Here is a 20226-nt window from a genome sequence, read left to right as displayed (position 1 = left end):
TCCCGCCAACCATGGAAGAAGGAATTCGGAAGAGATTGAGGAAGCAGCAGAGAGGGCGGCCCAACAGACTGCGCAACAGATTGCGCGCTACGGCGGTGGATCGGACAGGAAATCCGTTATTTGCTTGAAATCCTGCAAAAATAGGGACCGATCGGACCGTGAGTCCGTTATTGGCGCTGTTTTGCTGTAAAAGCTTTGGATTATACCACAATAACGGATCTACGGTCCGATCGCTTGACGTTTTTGGGTCTTTTTGTGGTAATAACGGAACCAGTGTCCGTAAGAGCTTCAGCCGGGGACGGATATATCAAGAAAGCGGGGCAGCATGTGATAACATGCCGTCCCGCTTTTTATTTTAACGGACTTGAAACTCGTACGGTGATTGCTTCTCCCAATAGCTGCGGAATCTTCCGTTTTGGCGGAGCAGCTCGGAGGGGGAGCCTATTTCCCGAATCGTGCCATCCTCCAGAAAAACAACAAGATCCGCCTGGCGTATGGTGGACAATCGGTGGGCGATGATGATTTTCGTACAATGCTCGGCCCACTGGCCCAAATCGCGCTGGAACGATTCCTCGGTCTCTACGTCGAGAGCGGATGTCGGTTCGTCCAGTATGAGGATGGGAGCGTTCCGGAGAATGGCTCTAGCTATCGAGATGCGCTGCTTTTGTCCGTGGGATAATTTGATGCCGCGCTCACCCAAACGTGTGTCGTAGCCTTCCGGCATTTTGCTAATAAAATCGTGAGCTTGAGCCAGCCGGGCAGCCCGTTCCAGCTGTTCGCGCGGAATGTCGTCTCTTCCGAGCGAGATATTGTCAGCCGCTGTGGAGTCGAATAAATAGATGTCTTGTGACACGAGTGCCATCGAATCGCGCAGAGAAGTCAAGGAGTACTGCTGCAAAGGAATGCCGTCGATCTTGATGACACCTTGCCAGGGCTCGTAGAACCGGTACAACAGCTTCAGCAGGGTGCTCTTCCCGGCACCGCTCGGCCCTACCAAGGCGACGGTCGCTCCGGCGGGTATCGTGAAGGAGATTTGCCGCAAGGTCGGATGCTCCTCTTGATACGAGAAATCGACGGAGTCGAAAGTGATCTCCGGAGCCTTTTTCGCTAGAGGGATTCCCGTCTCTAAATCCTCCTCAGGTAAACCCATGACATGATGAAGCCGGCTAGCCCCCGAAATGAAACGCTGTAAATTATTAATAACCTCAACTACCGTCGTGAACGGCTCAGCGACCTTATCGAGCAGGGAAATGAACGCAACCAGTCCACCCGCCCCGATATGGCCGGAAGCCATCATAACGGCACCGACACCAAGGCCGAGAACATAACCGATTTGTCCGGGAGCATCTTTACAAATGCTGCGGATCGACCGTACCTTCGTCAGCAGCACGTTGTACTCAACGCCTTTTCGCTCGATATCCGCCATCCTGTCATCAATATGCCGCTCCAATTGATTGGCCTTCACTTCCCGGATCCCTTGCAGCGTCTCGCCGATTTGAAAAAACACATTGCGGGTCACTTCGTTTTGCAGACGAGTCGCTTCCATGAATTTTTGCTTTAATACAAAATTGCTTATCAGTTGAAGCGGACCGATGGAAAACGCTATCAACCCAAGGAGCGGATGGACCGTCAACAAGTACACGCCCACGATAATAAACGATATGGGGAGGGCGATTAGCTTTTGGATGTCGGCAACGAGAAAGTTCTTTACAATTTCGAGCTCGTGATGCATCACATTGACGGAGCTGGAGCTGTGGTTCTGCTCGTGAAAGCCGAGAGGCAGGCGCTGCAGGTGGTTCAGTATGTTCCTGCGCATTTCGTATACGACGGATTCGTTCAAATACGAGCGCAGCCATTCGTTCCCGAATTGAAGCCCGATACGCGCTGCAGTGAGGCCGACGAAAGAGGATAATAAGAGGATCAAAGCTTGTGCGGGCACATTCGGGGCATAGTCGAACAAACGGCGTCCTGTCTCTGCAAACAACAGAGAGATGACGGTCATGGTCACCTGAGTGGCGATGGCGCCGACGTAGATCCAGCGGTATTTTTTTACCGATTTCAAAAAAATTAAAAAGACGGGATCGCGCAATAACCCTAAAATCGATTGTTTTGATTGCTCCAACAAGCTCCCTCCCTAACAGCGATTACTGGAATGTACCAATAACCATATATTAACAAAAGGTTCGGGCTTATAAAACGGAAACTTTCCATATGAAAAAAAGCCCCTCAAATGAGGGACCTATGTTACTCCGCATCGCTGCTCTGGACCACTAGCAAAAGTCCGTCCGTTATCGCAATCCGTCCTTGGGGTTCAAGGAGCACATTGCTGATCCCTAAGGATTGGCCTAGCGTAAGGGTAGCATCGTTCAACGGATATTGAAAGCCTTGGAGGGTAATCCCCGTCACCTGCAGGCTTAAAGGCAGAAGCGATACGTTGGCGAAACGGCTGCGCGCAAGCATCAGAGGCGAACTCGAGTCGAGCAGGGTGATTTGATTGTGCGCATCGACAATCCGGCACGGGACGCCGGCCTCCAAGCCTTTGCGCAGCAGATGTAGGTTAGCGAGCGAATGATCCCATCTCGATCCCAGTACTCCGAGCATGACGATCTCTGAGGGCTTCCTCTCCAACGCCCAGTTGAAGGCCATCTCCGTATCGGTCCAATCCTTCATCACCGGGTCGCAGCTAATGAAGCTGCGGCTTCCTTTCTCAATCTGCTTCACTTCTTCGGCCGTCACCGAATCAAAATCGCCGAGCGCCAAGTCGGGGATATAGCCGTGCTGCAGCAAAAACAAGGCCCCACGATCGGCGCCTACTAGAATATCTCCGGGGCTAATGGCTTCCAGAGACCATTTCCCCAAGCTGCCGCCGGAAAAAATAAGAATGCGGGGAGCGTCCATCGTACATTTCCTTTCCTTCCCTGATGGTGTGTATAATAGATTTATTGTAGCACAAATGAAACCTGGGGGAATGGTTGAATGAGTACAATCGATCTGTCGAACGGAGAACTGTTTCGCAACGCGATCCGATGGGAGCAAACGGGAGAGGGCGTCGTAGTGCACCGGTTCACCGAACGTCAAATGGAGCTGTATGCGCGGCAAAAAAACTATCAAATCCGCAGCGGCTGCCCGGCCGGGATTTGTCTTGATTTTGTATCGGATACCGCATCGGTAGAACTGGGTTACACAGTAGGAGAGGCGGCCCGCAAATGGATTGTTTTTGATGTGTTTATCGACGGTGTGCTGATCGCGAGTCAAGGCGCGCCATCGCTTGAGGAGGACGAAGGCAAGCTGACTTTGGAATACGGCCATCAGAACGACGCAGTAAAGCATCGGAGATGGACGGTTTACTTGCCGCAAATCGCTAACTTGACTCTGCGTTCCTTGACATTGTCTGAAGGAGCGGTGGTCGAGGCCGCAAAGCCGTATGACCGCAATCTGCTCTGTATCGGCGATTCGATTACGCAAGGAATGGATGCGAGAAAGCCATCCTCGACTTATCCGGTGCTCTTGTCCCGGGCGTTGGAGATGAACCTGCTCAATCATGGGGTAGGAGGGTATGTGTTCGACGCCGACAGCTTGGATGAAGAGCTGCCTTACAAGCCGGATCTCATTACGGTCGCCTACGGCACTAACGACTGGGGGCGTTACCAGACAATGGAAGCATTCCGGGAGCAGTGCGCGCGTTTTTTTGCCAAAGCGAACAAGCTGTACTCTGATATTCCTATGTATGTTCTGACGCCGTTCTGGAGAGCGGATCAAATACAGTCCCGCCCGTTGGGCTCGCTTGAAGCATTGAGCGATACAATTCGAAACGTATGTGCGGCTTACCCTAATACTAGGCTCGTGGACGGTCAGCGGCTGATCCCGAATATGACCTCTTTGTTTGGCGATGCGTATTTGCACCCGAATGATGAAGGATTCCTGCATATTGCTATGAATCTGTACAAGCGCATTATGACCGATCGTGTCTGAGTGTCGGGAGCGATTTGTACTGGCCGGATCGTGGAACGGATAGCTGATGGATTGATGGATGGACCGCTGAACAGCCAGCTGAACAGGTGACTGGTCTAGTAAGGGAAGGAAGGAGGCGGGGGACGGCATGGACAATAAAAGGTTCGAAAATATGGACGGAGTCAAGACGTTAAAAAGCTTCAAGCAGCTTCGCCAATGGAGGAAGGAACGAAATGCAAAAATAAAGGACTTATCGTACACCGTTCCGGCTTGTGAAACGAAACGGATCGATTTTTTGCGCAGTAACCGGACGGAGACGTCGATTACATGGATCGGACATTCCTCGTTTCTGATTCAGATGAACGGGATCAACCTGCTGACGGACCCGGTCTGGGCTGATCGGATGGGCTTTGCCAAAAGGCTGGCGGCTCCCGGCCTTCGCCTTGAGGAGCTGCCTCCGATTGATGCCGTGCTCTTATCCCACAGTCATTACGATCATATGGACATGCGAACGCTGCGCTCCTTCCGGCAAGCGCAGCTATTCGTACCCGCGGGGCTCAGCGGCAAGCTCCGGGCGAAAGGCTTCGCCCGCGTGACCGAGCTGAGCTGGTGGGAGCACGCGCAGCTCGGCGGACTCGAGCTGCATTTTGTCCCGGCGCAGCATTGGACGCGCCGGACGCTGCTTGACACCAACCGCTCCCATTGGGGCGGTTGGGTTATTCAGCCCGCGCTGCAGGGAGAGGAGCGCGGGGCGGTTTATTTTGCCGGGGATAGCGGCTACTTCCCCGGCTTCCGGCGGATCGGCGAGCGGTTCGCGATCCGCTATGCCTTGATGCCCATCGGCGCGTACGAGCCGGAATGGTTCATGTCCGCGCAGCACGTGACGCCGGAGGAAGCGGTGCAAGCATACCTGGACGTGCGGGGGGACGTGTTCATCCCCATGCACTACGGGGCGTTCCGCCTCGCCGACGATACGCCGAAGGAGGCGCTGGACCGGCTGACCGCCGAATGGACGCGGCGGCAGCTGTCGGAGCAGGCGCTCCGCATTTTGCAGCACGGCGAGACGCTGACCTGACTGAGCGCTTGCTCCCGGTTATTGCTGGGAGCGCCGCGTCATTTGCTGCCAGACGGAGCCTTCGGCGGCATGGCCGCCTTCGATCCGCTCAATCGCCATTTTGATCTGCATCCGTACTTCAAATTCCGGATCGTTCTCGGCAGCGCGCAGCTCCGGCAGCGCTTCGTCCAGCCCTACCTCGTAGAGGAAACGGGCTGCGCGCCAACGTACGAGCTTGTTCGTATCCTTGAGTGCTTTTGCCATAGCCGATGTAGCCTGCGGATCGCCGATATCGGATAACGTATCGCCCGCTGTTCGACGGACAGAGGCCGACGGGTCCTGCATCGCTTCGAACAGGTAAGGGAGCACATCGGCTTCTTCCTTCAAATCGCCGATGTATACGCAAGCCAGCCGACGCACCGATGATTGCTCATCGCGAAGCGCTGTAATCAGCAGCGGCATCGTTTCGGCTGACGGCTTAACCTGCTGCAGCGCCGCATACCGCTTCTTCCAATCGGGGTCGGCCAGCTGCTGGTGAAGCTCATCCGGCGACAAGACGATGCGTCCCGCCGTGCGAACGGCTGCGGCTCCCTGAACGGAGCCGGTCATCTGCTGCGCTTGCTGCACGAGCTGCTCCAGCCGGGCTGCATCGTAGGTGGCGTCGACTTCCTGTACGACCTCATCCAGCACCTCTTTCAGCTCGCCGTAACGGATTCCCCAATCCTCGAGCGAACGCTCTTTGATCAGGTTAGGGGAGGCGGCTGCGGCTCTGACGGCCGCTTCGTTGAACCGGTCCGGCATGGCGGCCCGCTGCTGCTCGGTTCCGGCTTGCACACGCACCTGCAGCGGAATGCCGCGGAAGTGCTGCAGCAGCACCTGAACTTCGCCGAAGTGAACTGCGTCTTCGGCTGTACTCGCCGCCGCCGCGCCTTCACGGCCGGCTGCAGGGGTTCCTCCGAGAAGCTCGCCGATTTTTTGCAATATTGGCTGCCAATCGGCTTTGGGCGAACGATCCACCGCTATGAAATCAGCTGCGTGATAAATGCTTTTTACCCCTTCAATGCCGAGGATATCGCGGATGAATGCAGGAGCCTTCGCTGCCTGAGCGCTCGTATAGGTTGTTCGGATGCCTTCCGGCAGCCGTTCGCTCAGATTGACTTTCATGCTGTTGGGACTTGGAGTCGGTTCGATGGATACAATATGCATAGGTGAGGCACCTTACCTTTCTGTATGCTGTAAATGGGCTGCGGCTGTGAAAAAAAGACCGTCTCAGCGCTCGCTGAGGATCGGTCTCTTTGTGCTTCTATTAAAGTCCGGCTTCATTATAAGTTGAATAAAGCTTAGTCTTTATCCACCAAATTGCGGTGCAAATAATGATCGTCCAATGTTTTGGTTAAATCGAATACGGTGTGCGCCAAATCGATATTCTCGAATACGTGCTCGCACTGATCTTTATAAGCCATTTCCTCATCATAATGGGAAGTATAGCGTTGGATCAGTTCCGGAGAATCACCGCGGTCTTCTTCCCGCTTAACGATCGTCTTCAGGTCGGCGTGAATAAAGATGCGAACGGCTTTGTTGCCGTAAGTCTTCTTCAACGCCTCCGCGCCGAAGCGGTTCAAGACCAGGTAGATCGCGCCGTACTTTTGCAGCATATGGGCGACGTCCTTCTCCTTCACGCCGTAACGGTTGCCGTCGATTTCAATGACTTCGACAAATTCATTGTTGCGCTCTGCCTCAAGAAAAGTATCCCGGCTAACGAAATGGTAATCCTGTCCGTTAAACTCAGCGGAGCGGGGAGGACGAGTCGTGTACGAAATGACTTGTTTCATTCCAAGTGTCTCGCCTGACATTTGGGCTACTGTCTTGCGTCCGGCACCGTTAGGTCCTGTAAAAACAAATATGTAATCCTTGTCTCGTAGTTCGTACATGGAAACCCCTCCTTGGTTTTGGAAGTTCCTTGCCGTTGACCGTATACCTTATTTTACATGTTTTCCATGCGGAGGTAAAGGGTTATCCGGATTCTAGCAAGCTATGACGGATTCTCCATGCAGGTGGTGTAATAGCTGTTTTGTCCATATTCAGAGGACGGGCAATGTTATCGCCCGCGCCGCCCGCGCCCGCCGGTATCGTTGCGCCCGTTGCCTTTGGCACGGTTGTCCGTCCGTCCGCTGCGATTGCCAGGCTGCGACTGACCGCTGCGTCCGCCGCCGCTTCGACCTGGACCGGCTGCACTGCGCCCGCGCGCTGGCTTGGCAGTATCGCGTCCCGCACGCCCCGGCGTCCAGTCGCCGGCTTCCTGAGCCGAGCCGGCTGCACTGCGCCCGCGCGCTGGCTTAGCAGCATCGCGTCCCGCACGCACCGGCGTCCAGTCGCCGGCCTCTTGAGCAGCGCCAGCCGCACCGCGCCCGCGCGCTGGCTTGGCAGTATCGCGTCCCGCACGCCCCGGAGTCCAGTCGCCGGCTTCCTGAGCCGAACCGGCTGCACTGCGCCCGCGCGCTGGCTTAGCAGCATCGCGTCCCGCACGCCCCGGAGTCCAGTCGCCGGTCTCTCGAGCAGCGCCAGCCGCACCGCGTCCTCGTACTTGCTTGGCACCATCCCGTCCTGCACGCTCTTGCGTCCAGTCGCCGCCTTCCCGAGCAGCGCCAGCCGCACCGCGCCCGCGATCTTGCTTGGCACCAACACGCCCTGCACGCTTTTGCGTCCAGTCGCCGCCATCCCGGGTCGTGCTTGCAGCACCGCGTCCTCGTACTTGCTTGACGCCATCGCGCTCAGCACGCCCTTGAGTCCAGTCGCCGGCTTCCCGCGTCGCGCTTGCAGCACCGCGTCCTCGTACTTGCTTGACGCCATCGCGCTCAGCACGCCCTTGAGTCCAGTCGCCGGCTTCCCGCGTCGCGTTTGCAGTTCCACGTCCTCGCACTTGCTTGACGTCCGCGCGTCCGGCGCCACGCCGACCGCTCTGCTCTCCGCGTCGCGCTTGCCGTTGCCCTTGTTCCTCGCGATCACGGCTGCGCTCGTCATCTCGTGCGCTGCTCCGCCCGCTTGTTCTCGCTACGCTCAGCTCGCCGTCTGCCCGGAACGTTCTCCGCGGCAGCTCCGCATGAATGCCTCTCTCGATTGCTTCCAGAGTGCCTTGATCCCGCTGGGCGACCATCGTGACGGCCATCCCGCGCTGCCCGGCTCTTCCCGTCCGGCCGATCCGGTGAATATAGCTTTCGACATCATGCGGAATATCATAATTGAACACATGGGTGATTCCTTCAACGTCGAGCCCGCGCGCGGCAATGTCCGTAGCTACGAGCAGCTGAATTTTGGCCTCGCGGAATTTTTTCATTACTTGCTCGCGCTTCGCCTGCGTCAAGTCGCCGTGCAGCTCATCGGACGCATAGCCGCGATCCTGCAAAGCTTCATTTAGCTTCGAGGCGCGAAGCTTGGTCCGGCAAAAGATCATGGCGAGATACGGCCGATACTCGTCGATCAGCCGGCACAACGCATCCTGCTTCCCGCGGTCGGTTGTTTTTACGGCAATCTGCTCGATTTCCGTCAAGGTCACTTGCTTGGATTTCACCTTGATTTCTTGAGGGTTCCTCATGTAGCTTTTGGCCAAATTCCGAATCGGGCCCGGCATCGTCGCTGAGAAGAGCAGCGTTTGTCTTTTGGGCGAAGTCTGGATAATGATTTCCTCGACTTCATTAAGAAAGCCCATGTGCAGCATTTGATCGGCTTCATCGAGAACGAGAGTGGACAATCGTTGCAGCTGTACCGTTTCCCTGCGCAGATGATCCAGAAGACGGCCGGGTGTAGCAATGATCATATGTACGGTACCCTCAAGCTTTTTCAGCTGCCGTTCCACATCTTGTCCGCCGTAAGCGGCAAGAACGCGGATGCCTTTGATCGGCGCCCATTTCTGTACTTCTCCGGCAATCTGGATAGCCAGCTCACGGGTCGGAGTTACGATGAGAGCTTGCGTATAATTTTTCCGGGCATCAATCCGCTCCAAAATCGGCAGGACAAAAGCCAGCGTTTTGCCTGTTCCCGTTTGTGCCTGTGCAATGACGTCCTCACCGGCGATGACAACGGGGATGGCCTGCTGCTGGATGGGAGTAGGTTCCGTATAGCCGTGCTTGTTCAAGGCTTCCGCTAATTCATCACTCACGCCTAATGCGGCAAACAAATTCGAATTCATTATAGATTGTCTCCTTATCTTCCAGTTCATTCATCATTATGTATCGTTTCAGCTTCTGGCTGTTACCTGCATTCTACAGGATGCGGGAGGAAAAAGAAACAAAGCACCGATTTTTCCTAACCGTTTCAACAGTACAACCATCAGAAAAACCCCGAGTTTCTTCATATATAATATGAAGCGATTCTCAGGGTTCATTTGGACGGTATTTATTCGGTGCTTGTAGGGTGGGTCGGCTGAGTACCGAATACCTGCTCCGACAAGGCGTCGAACTGCGGCAAATACTGCTTGAGATCCTGACCTTTCCACGCTTCCTGAGCGAACCGGTTCATTTCATTAATATAGACGCGGTTGGCGGAAATATATACGTCGACCACGGTCGGCTGCAGCGAGCGGATTTTCTCGGCAATTTTTTGCTTGAACAGGTGACTAATATGCTCGTGCTTCATGACCGTGTCGTAAGAATTGCTTCCGGTAGCCAGCTGCTTCGGATCTCTGTAGTCGGTAAATGGCGTATGAGGGCTGTACAAGCCGCGAACCGTACCTTGATTGTTCGTTTCGTTTCTTGCAGCACCGCTTTTTGTGCCTGTGGCCGTTTTATCAATTGTTATCGCGACATAAGCCGTATTGTCGGCCATCATGACTATGGCGCTGTTCACCCCGTCCATGGCCGCCACCTGATCGGACAAAAACTGATTCATGTCCAGCGTCGAATGGTTGTGGGATACGATCGCATACTGCTGCTGCGTTTGATAAGCTCTCGATGTATCTTGCTTCGGCTCGTCGCGTTTACTGCCGTAGTTATTGGCGCTGTTGTAATCGTACGTAGGAAAGCATCCGCCAAGCACCAGCATGGAGCTTGTACATAGGATCGCCCATGAAGTTTTCATTTTGACCATGATAGCCGTGACCTCCTTGTTGATTGGTACCATTAGACTTTCCGACTAGCTCCCTGAAAGGGATTTGAAGAAAAATTCCGGACGAAGCATAAGTTTGGGGTTCAATTGAGAAAACTGAAAAGACATAAGACGTCGTTAATGACGTGTTTCTTCTATATATATAGAATCCGTTAAATCGCAAGAAATATGCGTATTCGACAAAAGGTGATTTCATGCATAAAAGCGCTGATTTATGGAAATAAAACAAGAGAGACAAAAGGGAAAAGTCAATAAAATCACAGGATTAAGAACAATTTGTGAACTTCTCTAGATTCATTGACAAAAAAGTGGTACGAAATTATAGTTAATATGGTGATTAGGTTCATTGACAATATGTGACCTTTTGTTCGAAAAATATTAGCTTTAGAGGTGGGATTGATAAGATGAATCGATGGCAAAATCTGTGGCGTTTCATCCCTCTTTTCGGGTTGATGATGTTGCTTCTGACGGGGTGTGGAGACGATACGATTTCCGCCTTAAGGCCAAGAGGTCCGGTTGCCAGAGATCAGCTGTTCTTGATGAAGCTGAGCTTGGGAATCATGGTCTTGGTTGTCGTGGTTGTATTTGCAATCTACATTTACGTACTGTTTCGCTTCCGGAAGAAAAAAGGCGATAAAGATATTATTCCGAAGCAAGTGGAAGGCAGCCACACACTGGAGGTTATCTGGACAGTTATTCCGATTGTATTGCTGCTCATTTTGGCGGTTCCTACCGTTAGCTATACAGTCAAGCTGTCTGAGAACCACATTGAAAACAAAGATGCAATTCATGTAAAAGTAACCGCTCACCAATTCTGGTGGCAGTTCGAATATCCAAGCCTGGGTATTTCCACAGCGCAAGATCTGGTTATTCCTACGGGTAAAAAGATTGCGTTTGAAATTACGTCTGCAGACGTAATCCACTCGTTCTGGGTTCCTTCCCTGGGCGGTAAACAAGATACGAACGTTGGTATGACTAACGTGTTCTACCTTGAGGCTGATGAAGCCGATACGTTTATGGGTAAGTGTGCCGAGTTGTGCGGTGCGTCCCATGCGTTGATGGACTTTAAAGTAATATCTAAATCCGAAGCGGATTTCTCCAAGTGGGTAGATAAAATGAAGGCGCCTGCAGCAATTCCGGCAGATGCTAAGAACGGTGAGCAAATCTTTAAAGAAAACTGTCTGTCCTGTCACGCGGTTAACGCACAAGGTCTTGGTTTCGGGCCGAACTTGAACGGATTTGCGTCGCGTGAAATGGTAGCGGGTATTTTGCCGCACGACAATGAAAGCTTGAAGAAATGGATCCAAGATCCGCAAGCGATGAAGCCGGGCAACAAGATGCCGCAGGTTCCTTTGAAAGATGATCAAATCAACGATTTGATTAAATATTTGAACGCACTGAAGTAATGAACATCTTGGAACAAGGAGGTAAATACGTTGGCTGACTCTCACAAAGTAAAGCATTACAGTGGAATCATGGATTGGTTGACAACCGTCGACCACAAAAAGATCGGTATTTTATACATGCTTGCAGGCGGTTTGTTCTTCCTGCTCGGCGGTCTTGAAGCAATCCTGATCCGGATTCAATTGATGTATCCTGATTCGAAAATTTTCATCGGCGATACATTCAACGCTTTGACTACAATGCATGGAACAACGATGATTTTCTTGGCGGCGATGCCGATTATCTTTGCTTTCATGAATGCGATTGTTCCTCTTCAAATCGGAGCGCGCGACGTTGCATTCCCTTTTGTGAATGCGTTAGGCTTTTGGCTGTTTTTCTTCGGGGGGGTTCTCCTGAATACGAGCTGGTTCTTGGGCGGAGCTCCGGCAGCAGGCTGGACGGCTTATGCGCCGCTTTCCTCGATCGTTGACTCTACGTCTGCGTATCATGGAGTTGACTTCTACGTATTAGGCTTGCAGATCGCCGGTTTGGGTACGCTGATCGGGGGTATTAACTTCCTGGTTACGATCATCAACATGCGTGCTCCTGGTATGACTTACATGAGAATGCCGCTCTTTACATGGACTGCATTCATCACTTCCGCATTGATTTTGTTCGCTTTCCCTGCCATCACGGTAGGTTTGGTTCAATTGATGTTCGACCGTTTGTTCGAAGGGGCATTCTTTGAAGTATCCAAAGGCGGTAACCCGGTTCTGTGGGAGCACATCTTCTGGATCTTCGGTCACCCTGAAGTATATATCTTGATTTTGCCGGCTTTCGGTATTATCTCGGAGATTGTAAGTACATTCTCCAAAAAGCGTCTGTTCGGTTACAGCTCCATGGTCTTCGCAACAGCGTTGATCGGTTTCTTGGGCTTCATGGTTTGGGTTCACCACATGTTTACAACAGGTATCGGTCCTGTAGGTAATGCGATATTCTCGATAGCCACCATGGCGATTGCCGTACCTACCGGGGTTAAAATCTTTAACTGGCTGTTTACGCTTTGGGGCGGTCAAATTACGTTCTCCACGGCAAACACCTTTGCAACGGCGTTTATTCCAACGTTCGTTATGGGTGGTACGACAGGGGTTATGCTTGCAGTACCTCCAGCGGACTATCAATATCATGATACGTATTTCGTCGTAGCGCATTTCCACTACGTTATCGTAGGCGGTCTGGTACTTGGTCTTTTCGCAGGCGCTTACTACTGGTGGCCAAAAATGTTCGGCCGCATGCTGAACGAAACTTTGGGTAAAATTCACTTCTGGACATTCTTTGTCGGTTTCCATATGACATTCTTCCCGCAGCACTTCTTGGGATTGATGGGGATGCCTCGCCGGGTATTTACATATCAGCCGAACGTTGGACTGGAAGAAGGTAACTTTATCAGTACCATCGGTGCTTTCCTGATGGGTGTCGGTACGATTGTATTTATCATCAATATTATTGCTACAGCGCGTTCGCCTAAGACTGCTCCTGCGGATCCGTGGGATGGACGTACATTGGAGTGGGCTATCCCATCTCCTCCACCAGAGTACAACTTTAAACAAACTCCACTGGTTCGCGGTTTGGATCCATTGTGGAAAGAGAAGATGGCAGGCAACAAGGAGATGACCCCTGCCGAGCCGGTTGGTTCGATTCACATGCCGTCTCCATCGATTTTACCGTTTGTTATGTCCCTCGGCTTCTTCATTGCCGGTTACGGATTTATGTACCATAAGTACGTAGTAGTTGCTATCGGTTTGGGTGCGATGTTGGTATGTATGCTGCTTAGATCGGTATACGACGACAAAGGCTACCATATCGAACCGGAAGAGCTTAATGATAAGGGGGTTAAGGCATGAGTGCACATCATGAAGTAGGCGGTGCCTTGCCACCTCACGCAGAAACGGCAACGCTGGAAGGTAAAAATAAAGTTTTGGGCTTCTGGCTCTTCCTTGGCGGAGAGTGCGTGTTGTTCGGAACGTTGTTCGCTTCGTTTATCGCCCTTCGCAATCAGGTTCCTGACGGACCTACAGGGCAAGAGATTTTCCAGCTTGGCATGGTCGGCTTGGCTACCCTTATCTTGCTCACAAGCTCATTGACGAGCGTATTTGCAACCATGGCATTGCACCGTGGCCAGCTTAACAAGGTTCTCTTGTGGATGGGTGTTACTGTTGTTCTAGGCTTGGGCTTCTTGGGCTTGGAGGTTTACGAGTTTTTCGAGTATGTACATGAAGGCCATGTGTTCTCGAAGAGTGCATTTGCCACTTCATTCTATACGTTAGTCGGTTTCCACGGAGCGCACGTTGCGTTCGGGGTTCTCTGGATCACCTTGCTGATGATCAGCTCTGTGAAAAAAGGACTCACGGTTGTTACGGCACCGAAGTTTTATGTAGCCGGTTTGTATTGGCACTTTATCGACGTAGTTTGGGTATTTATCTTCACCGTAGTGTACTTGATGGGGAAGGTGGGACCGTAAATGAGCAGTCAACAGCATACTTCGTCTGCGGGCAATCGTCACAAGCTTGAAGGCCCAAGGAACCATTACTTGTCCTATATCGTTTCGATTCTTTTGACCATTCTGGCGTTCGCTGCCGTATTGTACGGCGGTCTGGACAGAGCGTTCCTGATCATGTTCCTGGTCGGTTTGGCATTGGTACAATCGATTTTCCAGCTTGCATATTGGATGCACATGAAAGATAAAGGTCATCTTTTCCCGATCGCTGGTTTGATCTTCGGGGCGTTAGTCGCCCTGACTGCAGTCGCAGCAGCCGTATATTGGGTTTGGTGGTAATAGAGAGAGAAGGGGCGGCTTTTGTTAGATGAAAGCCCCTCTTTTTTCTTACCATAAGGGAACAGCTTGTTTAATGAATGGAATTGTAGGTTATGCTTAATGTCAGGGATTTAGTCTATCTATGTATGCGCTATTTTTCACAAATTAGTAACAAATAGAGGATTACTTATGTAGCCAAGAAAGGAGAGATCAGCATGAATACGGATCCAACGGGAACATTGGGTCATTCGGGACACGGGGGAGTCGCTGATTTCGCATCGTTGTGGAGTCCGGGTCTGGTGCTTGTTCTTATCGTTGTCGGGTGGTTGTATGGAGCGGCAATACACCGCCATCGGCATCGATTTGCAGAATCGGCGCCTGTATCTCTGAAGAAGCAGTTTTATTTTTACACCGGGTTGTTTTTGTTCTATGTGGCGGAGGGAAGCCCGCTCTACTACTACGCGCACCATTACAGCTTCAGTGCCCATATGTTTCAGCAATCGGTACTGTATCTTATCATGCCGCCGTTGTTTCTGCTCGGAACGCCGGGTTGGCTTATCCGACCGCTGTTTAAGGGGAAAGCCGCCCAAATGTTCATGAAAATATGGACAGCTCCCATGTGCTCGTTGTTCGTATTTAACCTGATTTTCTCCTTTTATCATATACCGATGATTATGGATACCCTGATGGCTAATCCGCTGCTGCATGAGGTTTACAATACCATCTTCCTGATAGCGGCTTTCCAGATGTGGTTCCCTGTATTTTGTCCGCTTCCGGAATTTAATAAAATTTCGGAGCTGTGGAAGATGGCTTACATCTTTATTAACGGTATTTTGCTGACGCCGGCGTGTGCGTTGATTATTTTTGCCGGTAAACCGCTGTACGCCAATTATATGGATGTGCCCGAATCGTACTTGTTTATGTCGGTATTGAACGATCAGCAGCTGGGCGGGGTTATCATGAAGATCGTTCAAGAAATCGTCTACGGTGCTGCACTGGCTTACACCTTCTTCCGATGGTATCGCATGGAACGGAAGAAAGACGAAGAAGAAGAATTGGAGTATGCACATTCGCAGATCAATGCAAACCGGGCTTGACTATTCATAATGGGGTGGAGCAACAATGCATATATTGCCTACGATCAGCACGAGTTTTATCGTCATCAGTGCGATCTTTGTAGCCTTCGGATGGGCTCAGATCTTGAAAGGGAACCGTAAAGGGCATGAGAAGCTGATGCTGTGGGGAGCCGGCTTTGCTCTGGCGTTTTTCCTGATTTACGCTTCGAGGACGATCTTTGTAGGGAATACGACGTTTGGCGGGCCGGAATCGCTGAAGCTGGCTTATCATACTTTTCTATTTTTCCATATCACGTTGGCAACGGTAGCCGGCGTGTTTGGGATCGTTACTATGCTGCACGCTTTTAACAAGCGGTTTGCGAAGCATAAGAAAATCGGGCGCTGGACTGCGGTGATGTGGCTGTTGACGGCACCAACTGGTGTCGTAGTCTATGTCCTGCTGTACATCATGTATCCGGGCGGGGATACAAAGCCTATGATAGATGCCATATTCGGGCTGTAAGACTTCGTCTTAAGACCGAGATAGATTGTCGGGGAACTCCCAGAGTCAGAGATTTCCCATAATACACCGGTAGGGGATCTCTCTCCGGCCGCTGTTGAAACTCGTGAATTTTGATCAAATTTAGTGGTATTTTCACGATTTTCAAAGGCGGACGCTCACGCTCCTCCGAGAGATACCCCTACCTGACCTCATGGGAAATCTGAATATATGAGTTTCTCGACAAGCAAGACTTCGTCTTAAGACGAAGTCTTTTTTGTGTAGGGAGGAAGGCAATCGGACCTGCATATTACCAAAACCGGGCATACTAAGGCACGACAGGAAACGATAGGGGGTTGCTGCCTTGGCCCAAATACTGGTCGTAGACGACGATAAGCATATCGTTAAGCTGATCACGTTATTTTTGCAAAAGGAAGGCTTCGCCACTGAAGAAGCTTATAACGGCAAGGAGGCATGGAGGAAGCTGGAGGCCGGCCTCATCGATCTTGTCGTGCTTGATATTATGATGCCCGAGATGGACGGCTGGGAGCTGTGTCAGACGATTAAGCAGCATTACGATATTCCCGTTCTGATGGTGACGGCTAAAGGAGAAACGGGGCAGAAGGTGAAAGGGTATCAGCTCGGGACCGACGATTATTTGGTGAAACCATTCGATCCGGTCGAGCTGGTTCTTCGGGTTCGTGCGCTGCTCAAACGGTATAAGATCGCAAGCTCGCATCTTGTGCAGATCGGGAACGTTCATTTGAATCATTCGGGGCATGAGGCGAAGCTGGCTGACGAGACCGTCTATGTTCCGCTAAAGGAATTCGAGCTGCTGTTCAAGCTGGCGAGCTATCCCGGGCAAATTTTTACGAGGGAGCAGCTGATTCAGCAAATATGGGGCATCGATTACGAGGGCGACGAGCGGACGGTAGATGTGCATATTAAAAGACTTCGCGAACGATTCCCGGAATCTTCCGCCGGCTTCAAGATCAGCACAATCCGCGGACTCGGCTATCGGCTGGAGGAAGCAAGATGAAATCGCTCTATGTTCGTCTCGTAATCACTTTCATTCTTGCAGTTCTCATCGGATTAATGGGAGCAATGATCCTCACGAACCGGATGTTCGAGCAGCAGATGCAGGACTGGATGCAGCAGGATACGAACAGCTCGGCAGAGCATATAACGGCTATGCTGTCTGAGGCGGATCCGGCTCGGTGGGGGGAGATGCTGCGGCGGTTTGCCGAGATGAAATCGTCTTCTATCAGCTTGTACGGTGCAGACGGCCAACGGCTATCCGGCTCGCTGATCCCTCCAGGGGTGACACAAGAGAACATAGCGCTTGTCATTGCGGGAGGCCGGTACGAGGTGTTTGTCCAGCACGACAAGCACGAGCTTCCCGCCTGGCTTATGGGCTATCCGATGAAACAGGGAGACCGCACGTATGCGTTGTTCGTCCAGCCGAACTATTTGGAAATCAGCAATGAGATCAGGCGCACGATACAGATTAATCTGTCTGTCGTTCTTTTGATTGGCGGTCTGGTTATGGCAGTGGCTGCGAGATACCTGGTTAATCCGCTGAACCAGCTGACCAAAGCGACCCGAAAGCTGGCCAAAGGGAACTTCGACATTCGGCTGAATATGAAGCGCAACGATGAGATCGGAATATTGGCCCAAAGCTTTAATGAAATGACAGTGGAGCTGCAGCAGCTGGAGCAGATGAGGCAGGATTTTGTCTCGAACGTCTCGCATGAAATTCAAACGCCGCTCACTTCGATCATCGGCTTCACGAAAGCGTTGAGAACCGGTTCGATGCCGGAGGCGGAGCGGCTGTACTATTTGGACATCATTCAATCGGAAAGCGAAAGGCTGTCCCGGTTGAGCGATAATTTGCTGAAGCTGGCCTCCCTTACGTCGGAGCATCATCCGTTTCGTAAAACAGCGTATCGTTTGGATGAACAAATTCGACATATCGTTGTCGTATGCGAGCCGCAGTGGAGCGCTAAGCAGCTGCAGCTGGATTTGGAGCTGCCCAAGACGGTGATCGAGGGCGACACGGATCTGCTAAGTCAGGTATGGGTCAATTTGATCGGAAACAGCATCAAATTCACACCGGACGGAGGAACGATTGCGATCCGACTGCAAGCGGAAGTAAACCGCGTCATCGTCACGATTCAAGACACCGGGATTGGAATCCCGGCGGCGGAGCTGTCGATGATTTTTCACCAGTTTTATAAAGCGGACCGGTCCAGAACGGATAAAGTAGGCGGCAGCGGTCTAGGCTTGGCTATCGTAAAGAAGATCGTAGATCTGCATAAGGGTGATATTACTGTTACGAGTGAGGAAGGCAAGGGGACGGTATGTACGATCGTCCTGCCCAGCTTACTATGAACAGTGAGATGAGTGAGCTTTGGCGGCAGCCAAGGGGAAGAAAAGAACAAGGCGATGAGAGCCGGAGCGGCTTCCATCGCCTTGTGTCGTTTGAAGCTATAGCCGTATCAGGCTGGCATCGGAGTGAGGGTGGGCTTGGCATAGCCTTTCTTGTAGGTTTGATCGACAAAGTCGCGAATTTCCTTATTCGATTTGCCGTCTTTCTTCATTCTGGCTGCAGTCACCGCAATTTCCATACAGACGCCGCACCGGGTTCCATGATCATCCCACACGACGGAGCCGTCTTCTTTGACTTCTTTGATAAAACAGTTCTTGTTGCTGAGATGATTGGCGCTCTCGCCGCAGCCGCAGTAGCATGGAACCCATTGAAGCACATCGACAACCGATGCAGCGATCTGGTACGCTTGCTTGATCTCCGGACGCTGCTTGTCAAGGAAGGAAGGGAGCTTCGTAATGCTTGCCGTCGTTTCTTGCAAATCGCCGTTGGGAGCATGCTGCTGGTGAGCTGCGTGCGATGAGGAGGTCGCTGCTTGGTTGGCAGGGGAGCCGCAGGCCGAAACAACAACCGTTAGAGCTACAAGGCCGAATAGCGGGGCCAGACGCAATTTCATGGTATACCTCCGTGAAAAAAACTTTATTATGATTCATTATACCATACATGGGTATAGAATACTCGTGAGCGAAGTTCGAACAATACGCGTATAGCTTACTCGATATGTTAGGTGTAGCGGGCTTATGAGGCCTATAAGATTGTTCTATTGGTGTGCAAAAAGATCTTAGTTTGACATGTCCATGCAACCGATTCACAATAAACATAAGATAGTTGGTAGGAGGTACCGCATGAATGCATGGACGTTCGGTCCGTTTGTTTTGACAAGCAGCATGCTAATTATCGTGGCGGCAATCGTTGTCGGATACGCTGTGATGAGATTTCGTCTGCAAAATGCATTACCCGCCGGGTCAAGCTATGACAGGGCATTTGAAGTGGTGCTGATCTGGCTGCTGGTTTGGAAGCTTAGTATAGTCTTGTTTAATCCGCAAGGGGTTATCGATAACCCGATGACTCTCTTGTATTATAGCGGCGGAAGCAAGGGAGCCTGGATTGCCGTTCTGCTGGCGGCAGGATATGTCTGGTATAAGGATCGCAAATCCCCTTACAAAGCCGTTTATATAGATGCATGGCTTATCTCTATAATAGCCGGTTATACAACGTATCGGTTGCTCGCTGCTGTCGTTCAGGACGGTCATGCTGTAACCAATGGAGCCGCTGTTGCCATCGGTATTGCGACGATAGTGCTTTGGTGGATCCGCGAGCCTCAGGCGGGACGCAAAACGATGCACGCTGTATTCATATCATTCGTGATCGCGCATGCGCTGCTTAGTTCCTTGGCGATGAGCACATGGGAGAAATCGGCCGGCGCGGTGGCGCAGGATGCCGAAGGGACTCCTGTCGGTATTGGGATCGGCCAGCGCGCTCCGGACTTTGAATTGCTTACGTTGGATGGACAGAAGGTGAAGCTGTCGGACTTCCGCGGCAAAAAAGTGCTGATCAACTTCTGGGCGACCTGGTGTCCCCCATGCCGGATTGAAATGCCGATCATGCAGCAGTTCTACAGCCAGCAAAAGGACAACAATGTGGTCATTCTGTCCGTGGACGCTACTCATACGGAGCTGAACAGTTCGATTGTGGAATCGTTCGTGAACCATTGGGGACTCACGTTTCCTGTTGTACTGGATGCGGATGGGCAGGTCGGGAAAACCTATCAAGTAGCAGCCTATCCGGCCACCTATACGTTGGATGAGAATGGAATTATTCGGAAAAAGCATCAAGGTGCAATGGACGAGGAAATGTTAAAAAAGGCGATTCGTTAACGACGAATCGCCAAGAATTGCATGTGATTGTCATGTTAGGTATATGAAAGCGGATAAAAAATCGTTATTGCAATTGCAAAACGGTGCGTGATATGATGTGAAATAC

General features: G+C 51.7%; 18 protein-coding genes. 11 read left to right on the top strand and 7 right to left on the bottom strand.

All coding sequences use genetic code 11. The annotated features are described in order from the left end of the window. Nucleotides 1-355: 355 nt before the first annotated feature. Together DVH26_RS34910 and DVH26_RS34905 are read right to left on the bottom strand one after the other, a co-directional pair. Nucleotides 356-2122, bottom strand: a complete 1767-nt coding sequence (locus DVH26_RS34910) for an ABC transporter ATP-binding protein (protein ID WP_239630188.1) — start codon at nucleotides 2120-2122, stop codon at nucleotides 356-358. A 122-nt stretch (nucleotides 2123-2244) separates the two neighbouring features. Further along, entirely contained in the window at nucleotides 2245-2898 is a 654-nt protein-coding gene (locus DVH26_RS34905; RefSeq protein ID WP_239630187.1) for a thiamine diphosphokinase, read from the bottom strand. Nucleotides 2899-2976: 78 nt separating this feature from the next. Between DVH26_RS34905 and DVH26_RS34900 the strand changes: the two genes are divergently transcribed. Beyond that, nucleotides 2977-3972: an SGNH/GDSL hydrolase family protein gene (locus tag DVH26_RS34900; protein ID WP_239630186.1), complete on the top strand. Its 996-nt coding sequence runs from the start codon at nucleotides 2977-2979 to the stop codon at nucleotides 3970-3972. A gap of 127 nt (nucleotides 3973-4099) precedes the next feature. Continuing rightward, nucleotides 4100-5026 carry an MBL fold metallo-hydrolase gene (locus tag DVH26_RS34895; protein WP_239630185.1) on the top strand — a complete coding sequence of 309 codons (927 nt, stop codon included), beginning with the start codon at nucleotides 4100-4102 and terminating at the stop codon, nucleotides 5024-5026. An 18-nt stretch (nucleotides 5027-5044) separates the two neighbouring features. Here DVH26_RS34895 and DVH26_RS34890 read toward each other — a convergent pair whose 3' ends face one another. The 4 genes from DVH26_RS34890 to DVH26_RS34875 form a co-directional block, all read right to left on the bottom strand. Continuing rightward, nucleotides 5045-6211, bottom strand: coding sequence for a virulence factor (locus tag DVH26_RS34890; RefSeq protein WP_239630184.1), 1167 nt, complete (start codon nucleotides 6209-6211; stop codon nucleotides 5045-5047). Between the two features lie 134 nt (nucleotides 6212-6345). Beyond that, a complete protein-coding gene (locus DVH26_RS34885) occupies nucleotides 6346-6936 on the bottom strand; it encodes a guanylate kinase (protein WP_239630183.1) in 591 nt (196 codons plus the stop codon). A gap of 167 nt (nucleotides 6937-7103) precedes the next feature. Next, on the bottom strand, nucleotides 7104-9191 hold the full coding sequence (locus DVH26_RS37185; RefSeq protein WP_345774026.1) for a DEAD/DEAH box helicase: 2088 nt from the start codon (nucleotides 9189-9191) through the stop codon (nucleotides 7104-7106). Between the two features lie 206 nt (nucleotides 9192-9397). After that, nucleotides 9398-10087: a YhcN/YlaJ family sporulation lipoprotein gene (locus DVH26_RS34875; protein ID WP_239630182.1), complete on the bottom strand. Its 690-nt coding sequence runs from the start codon at nucleotides 10085-10087 to the stop codon at nucleotides 9398-9400. A 422-nt stretch (nucleotides 10088-10509) separates the two neighbouring features. On the opposite strand from DVH26_RS34875, the gene coxB reads away from it, so the two are divergent. The 8 genes from coxB to DVH26_RS34835 all read left to right on the top strand — a co-directional run bounded on the left by coxB (nucleotide 10510) and on the right by DVH26_RS34835 (nucleotide 18248). Then, on the top strand, nucleotides 10510-11511 hold the full coding sequence (gene coxB / locus DVH26_RS34870; RefSeq protein WP_239630181.1) for a cytochrome c oxidase subunit II: 1002 nt from the start codon (nucleotides 10510-10512) through the stop codon (nucleotides 11509-11511). 69 nt (nucleotides 11512-11580) lie between these two features. Beyond that, nucleotides 11581-13392, top strand: coding sequence for a cytochrome c oxidase subunit I (gene ctaD, locus DVH26_RS34865; protein ID WP_239635591.1), 1812 nt, complete (start codon nucleotides 11581-11583; stop codon nucleotides 13390-13392). Next, nucleotides 13389-14009 carry a cytochrome (ubi)quinol oxidase subunit III gene (locus tag DVH26_RS34860; RefSeq protein ID WP_239630180.1) on the top strand — a complete coding sequence of 207 codons (621 nt, stop codon included), beginning with the start codon at nucleotides 13389-13391 and terminating at the stop codon, nucleotides 14007-14009. Before ctaD ends, DVH26_RS34860 begins: the two co-directional genes overlap by 4 nt. After that, nucleotides 14010-14324 carry a cytochrome C oxidase subunit IV family protein gene (locus DVH26_RS34855; RefSeq protein ID WP_239630179.1) on the top strand — a complete coding sequence of 105 codons (315 nt, stop codon included), beginning with the start codon at nucleotides 14010-14012 and terminating at the stop codon, nucleotides 14322-14324. It begins immediately after the preceding gene. Between the two features lie 194 nt (nucleotides 14325-14518). After that, nucleotides 14519-15400, top strand: a complete 882-nt coding sequence (locus DVH26_RS34850) for a cytochrome c oxidase assembly protein (protein ID WP_239630178.1) — start codon at nucleotides 14519-14521, stop codon at nucleotides 15398-15400. 25 nt (nucleotides 15401-15425) lie between these two features. After that, entirely contained in the window at nucleotides 15426-15881 is a 456-nt protein-coding gene (locus DVH26_RS34845) for a DUF420 domain-containing protein (RefSeq protein WP_239630177.1), read from the top strand. A 340-nt stretch (nucleotides 15882-16221) separates the two neighbouring features. Further along, on the top strand, nucleotides 16222-16896 hold the full coding sequence (locus tag DVH26_RS34840; RefSeq protein WP_239630176.1) for a response regulator transcription factor: 675 nt from the start codon (nucleotides 16222-16224) through the stop codon (nucleotides 16894-16896). Continuing rightward, the gene (locus tag DVH26_RS34835) at nucleotides 16893-18248 is read left to right on the top strand and encodes a sensor histidine kinase (protein WP_239630175.1); all 1356 of its coding nucleotides are present in this window, start codon (nucleotides 16893-16895) and stop codon (nucleotides 18246-18248) included. Before DVH26_RS34840 ends, DVH26_RS34835 begins: the two co-directional genes overlap by 4 nt. 107 nt (nucleotides 18249-18355) lie before the next feature. Here the strand turns inward: DVH26_RS34835 and DVH26_RS34830 are convergent, their stop codons facing one another. Beyond that, on the bottom strand, nucleotides 18356-18859 hold the full coding sequence (locus tag DVH26_RS34830; RefSeq protein WP_239630174.1) for a PCYCGC motif-containing (lipo)protein: 504 nt from the start codon (nucleotides 18857-18859) through the stop codon (nucleotides 18356-18358). Between the two features lie 229 nt (nucleotides 18860-19088). On the opposite strand from DVH26_RS34830, the gene DVH26_RS34825 reads away from it, so the two are divergent. Beyond that, a complete protein-coding gene (locus DVH26_RS34825) occupies nucleotides 19089-20120 on the top strand; it encodes a redoxin domain-containing protein (protein ID WP_239630173.1) in 1032 nt (343 codons plus the stop codon). Nucleotides 20121-20226 lie beyond the last annotated feature (106 nt).

Origin of the sequence: Paenibacillus sp. H1-7 (assembly GCF_022354825.1) — a bacterium.
GTDB lineage: Bacteria > Bacillota > Bacilli > Paenibacillales > NBRC-103111 > Paenibacillus_S.
This window is presented reverse-complemented; position numbering and strand designations above follow the sequence as displayed.

Bases quoted from the DNA above. Each gene is read 5' to 3' on its own strand.
- DVH26_RS34905 (WP_239630187.1), bottom strand. From the start codon at position 2,898: ATGGACGCTCCCCGCATTCTTATTTTTTCCGGCGGCAGCTTGGGGAAA.
- DVH26_RS34900 (WP_239630186.1), top strand. From the start codon at position 2,977: ATGAGTACAATCGATCTGTCGAACGGAGAACTGTTTCGCAACGCGATC.
- DVH26_RS34895 (WP_239630185.1), top strand. From the start codon at position 4,100: ATGGACAATAAAAGGTTCGAAAATATGGACGGAGTCAAGACGTTAAAA.
- DVH26_RS34890 (WP_239630184.1), bottom strand. From the start codon at position 6,211: ATGCATATTGTATCCATCGAACCGACTCCAAGTCCCAACAGCATGAAA.
- DVH26_RS34885 (WP_239630183.1), bottom strand. From the start codon at position 6,936: ATGTACGAACTACGAGACAAGGATTACATATTTGTTTTTACAGGACCT.
- DVH26_RS37185 (WP_345774026.1), bottom strand. From the start codon at position 9,191: ATGAATTCGAATTTGTTTGCCGCATTAGGCGTGAGTGATGAATTAGCG.
- DVH26_RS34875 (WP_239630182.1), bottom strand. From the start codon at position 10,087: ATGGTCAAAATGAAAACTTCATGGGCGATCCTATGTACAAGCTCCATG.
- coxB (WP_239630181.1), top strand. From the start codon at position 10,510: ATGAATCGATGGCAAAATCTGTGGCGTTTCATCCCTCTTTTCGGGTTG.
- ctaD (WP_239635591.1), top strand. From the start codon at position 11,581: ATGGATTGGTTGACAACCGTCGACCACAAAAAGATCGGTATTTTATAC.
- DVH26_RS34860 (WP_239630180.1), top strand. From the start codon at position 13,389: ATGAGTGCACATCATGAAGTAGGCGGTGCCTTGCCACCTCACGCAGAA.
- DVH26_RS34855 (WP_239630179.1), top strand. From the start codon at position 14,010: ATGAGCAGTCAACAGCATACTTCGTCTGCGGGCAATCGTCACAAGCTT.
- DVH26_RS34850 (WP_239630178.1), top strand. From the start codon at position 14,519: ATGAATACGGATCCAACGGGAACATTGGGTCATTCGGGACACGGGGGA.
- DVH26_RS34845 (WP_239630177.1), top strand. From the start codon at position 15,426: ATGCATATATTGCCTACGATCAGCACGAGTTTTATCGTCATCAGTGCG.
- DVH26_RS34835 (WP_239630175.1), top strand. From the start codon at position 16,893: ATGAAATCGCTCTATGTTCGTCTCGTAATCACTTTCATTCTTGCAGTT.
- DVH26_RS34830 (WP_239630174.1), bottom strand. From the start codon at position 18,859: ATGAAATTGCGTCTGGCCCCGCTATTCGGCCTTGTAGCTCTAACGGTT.
- DVH26_RS34825 (WP_239630173.1), top strand. From the start codon at position 19,089: ATGAATGCATGGACGTTCGGTCCGTTTGTTTTGACAAGCAGCATGCTA.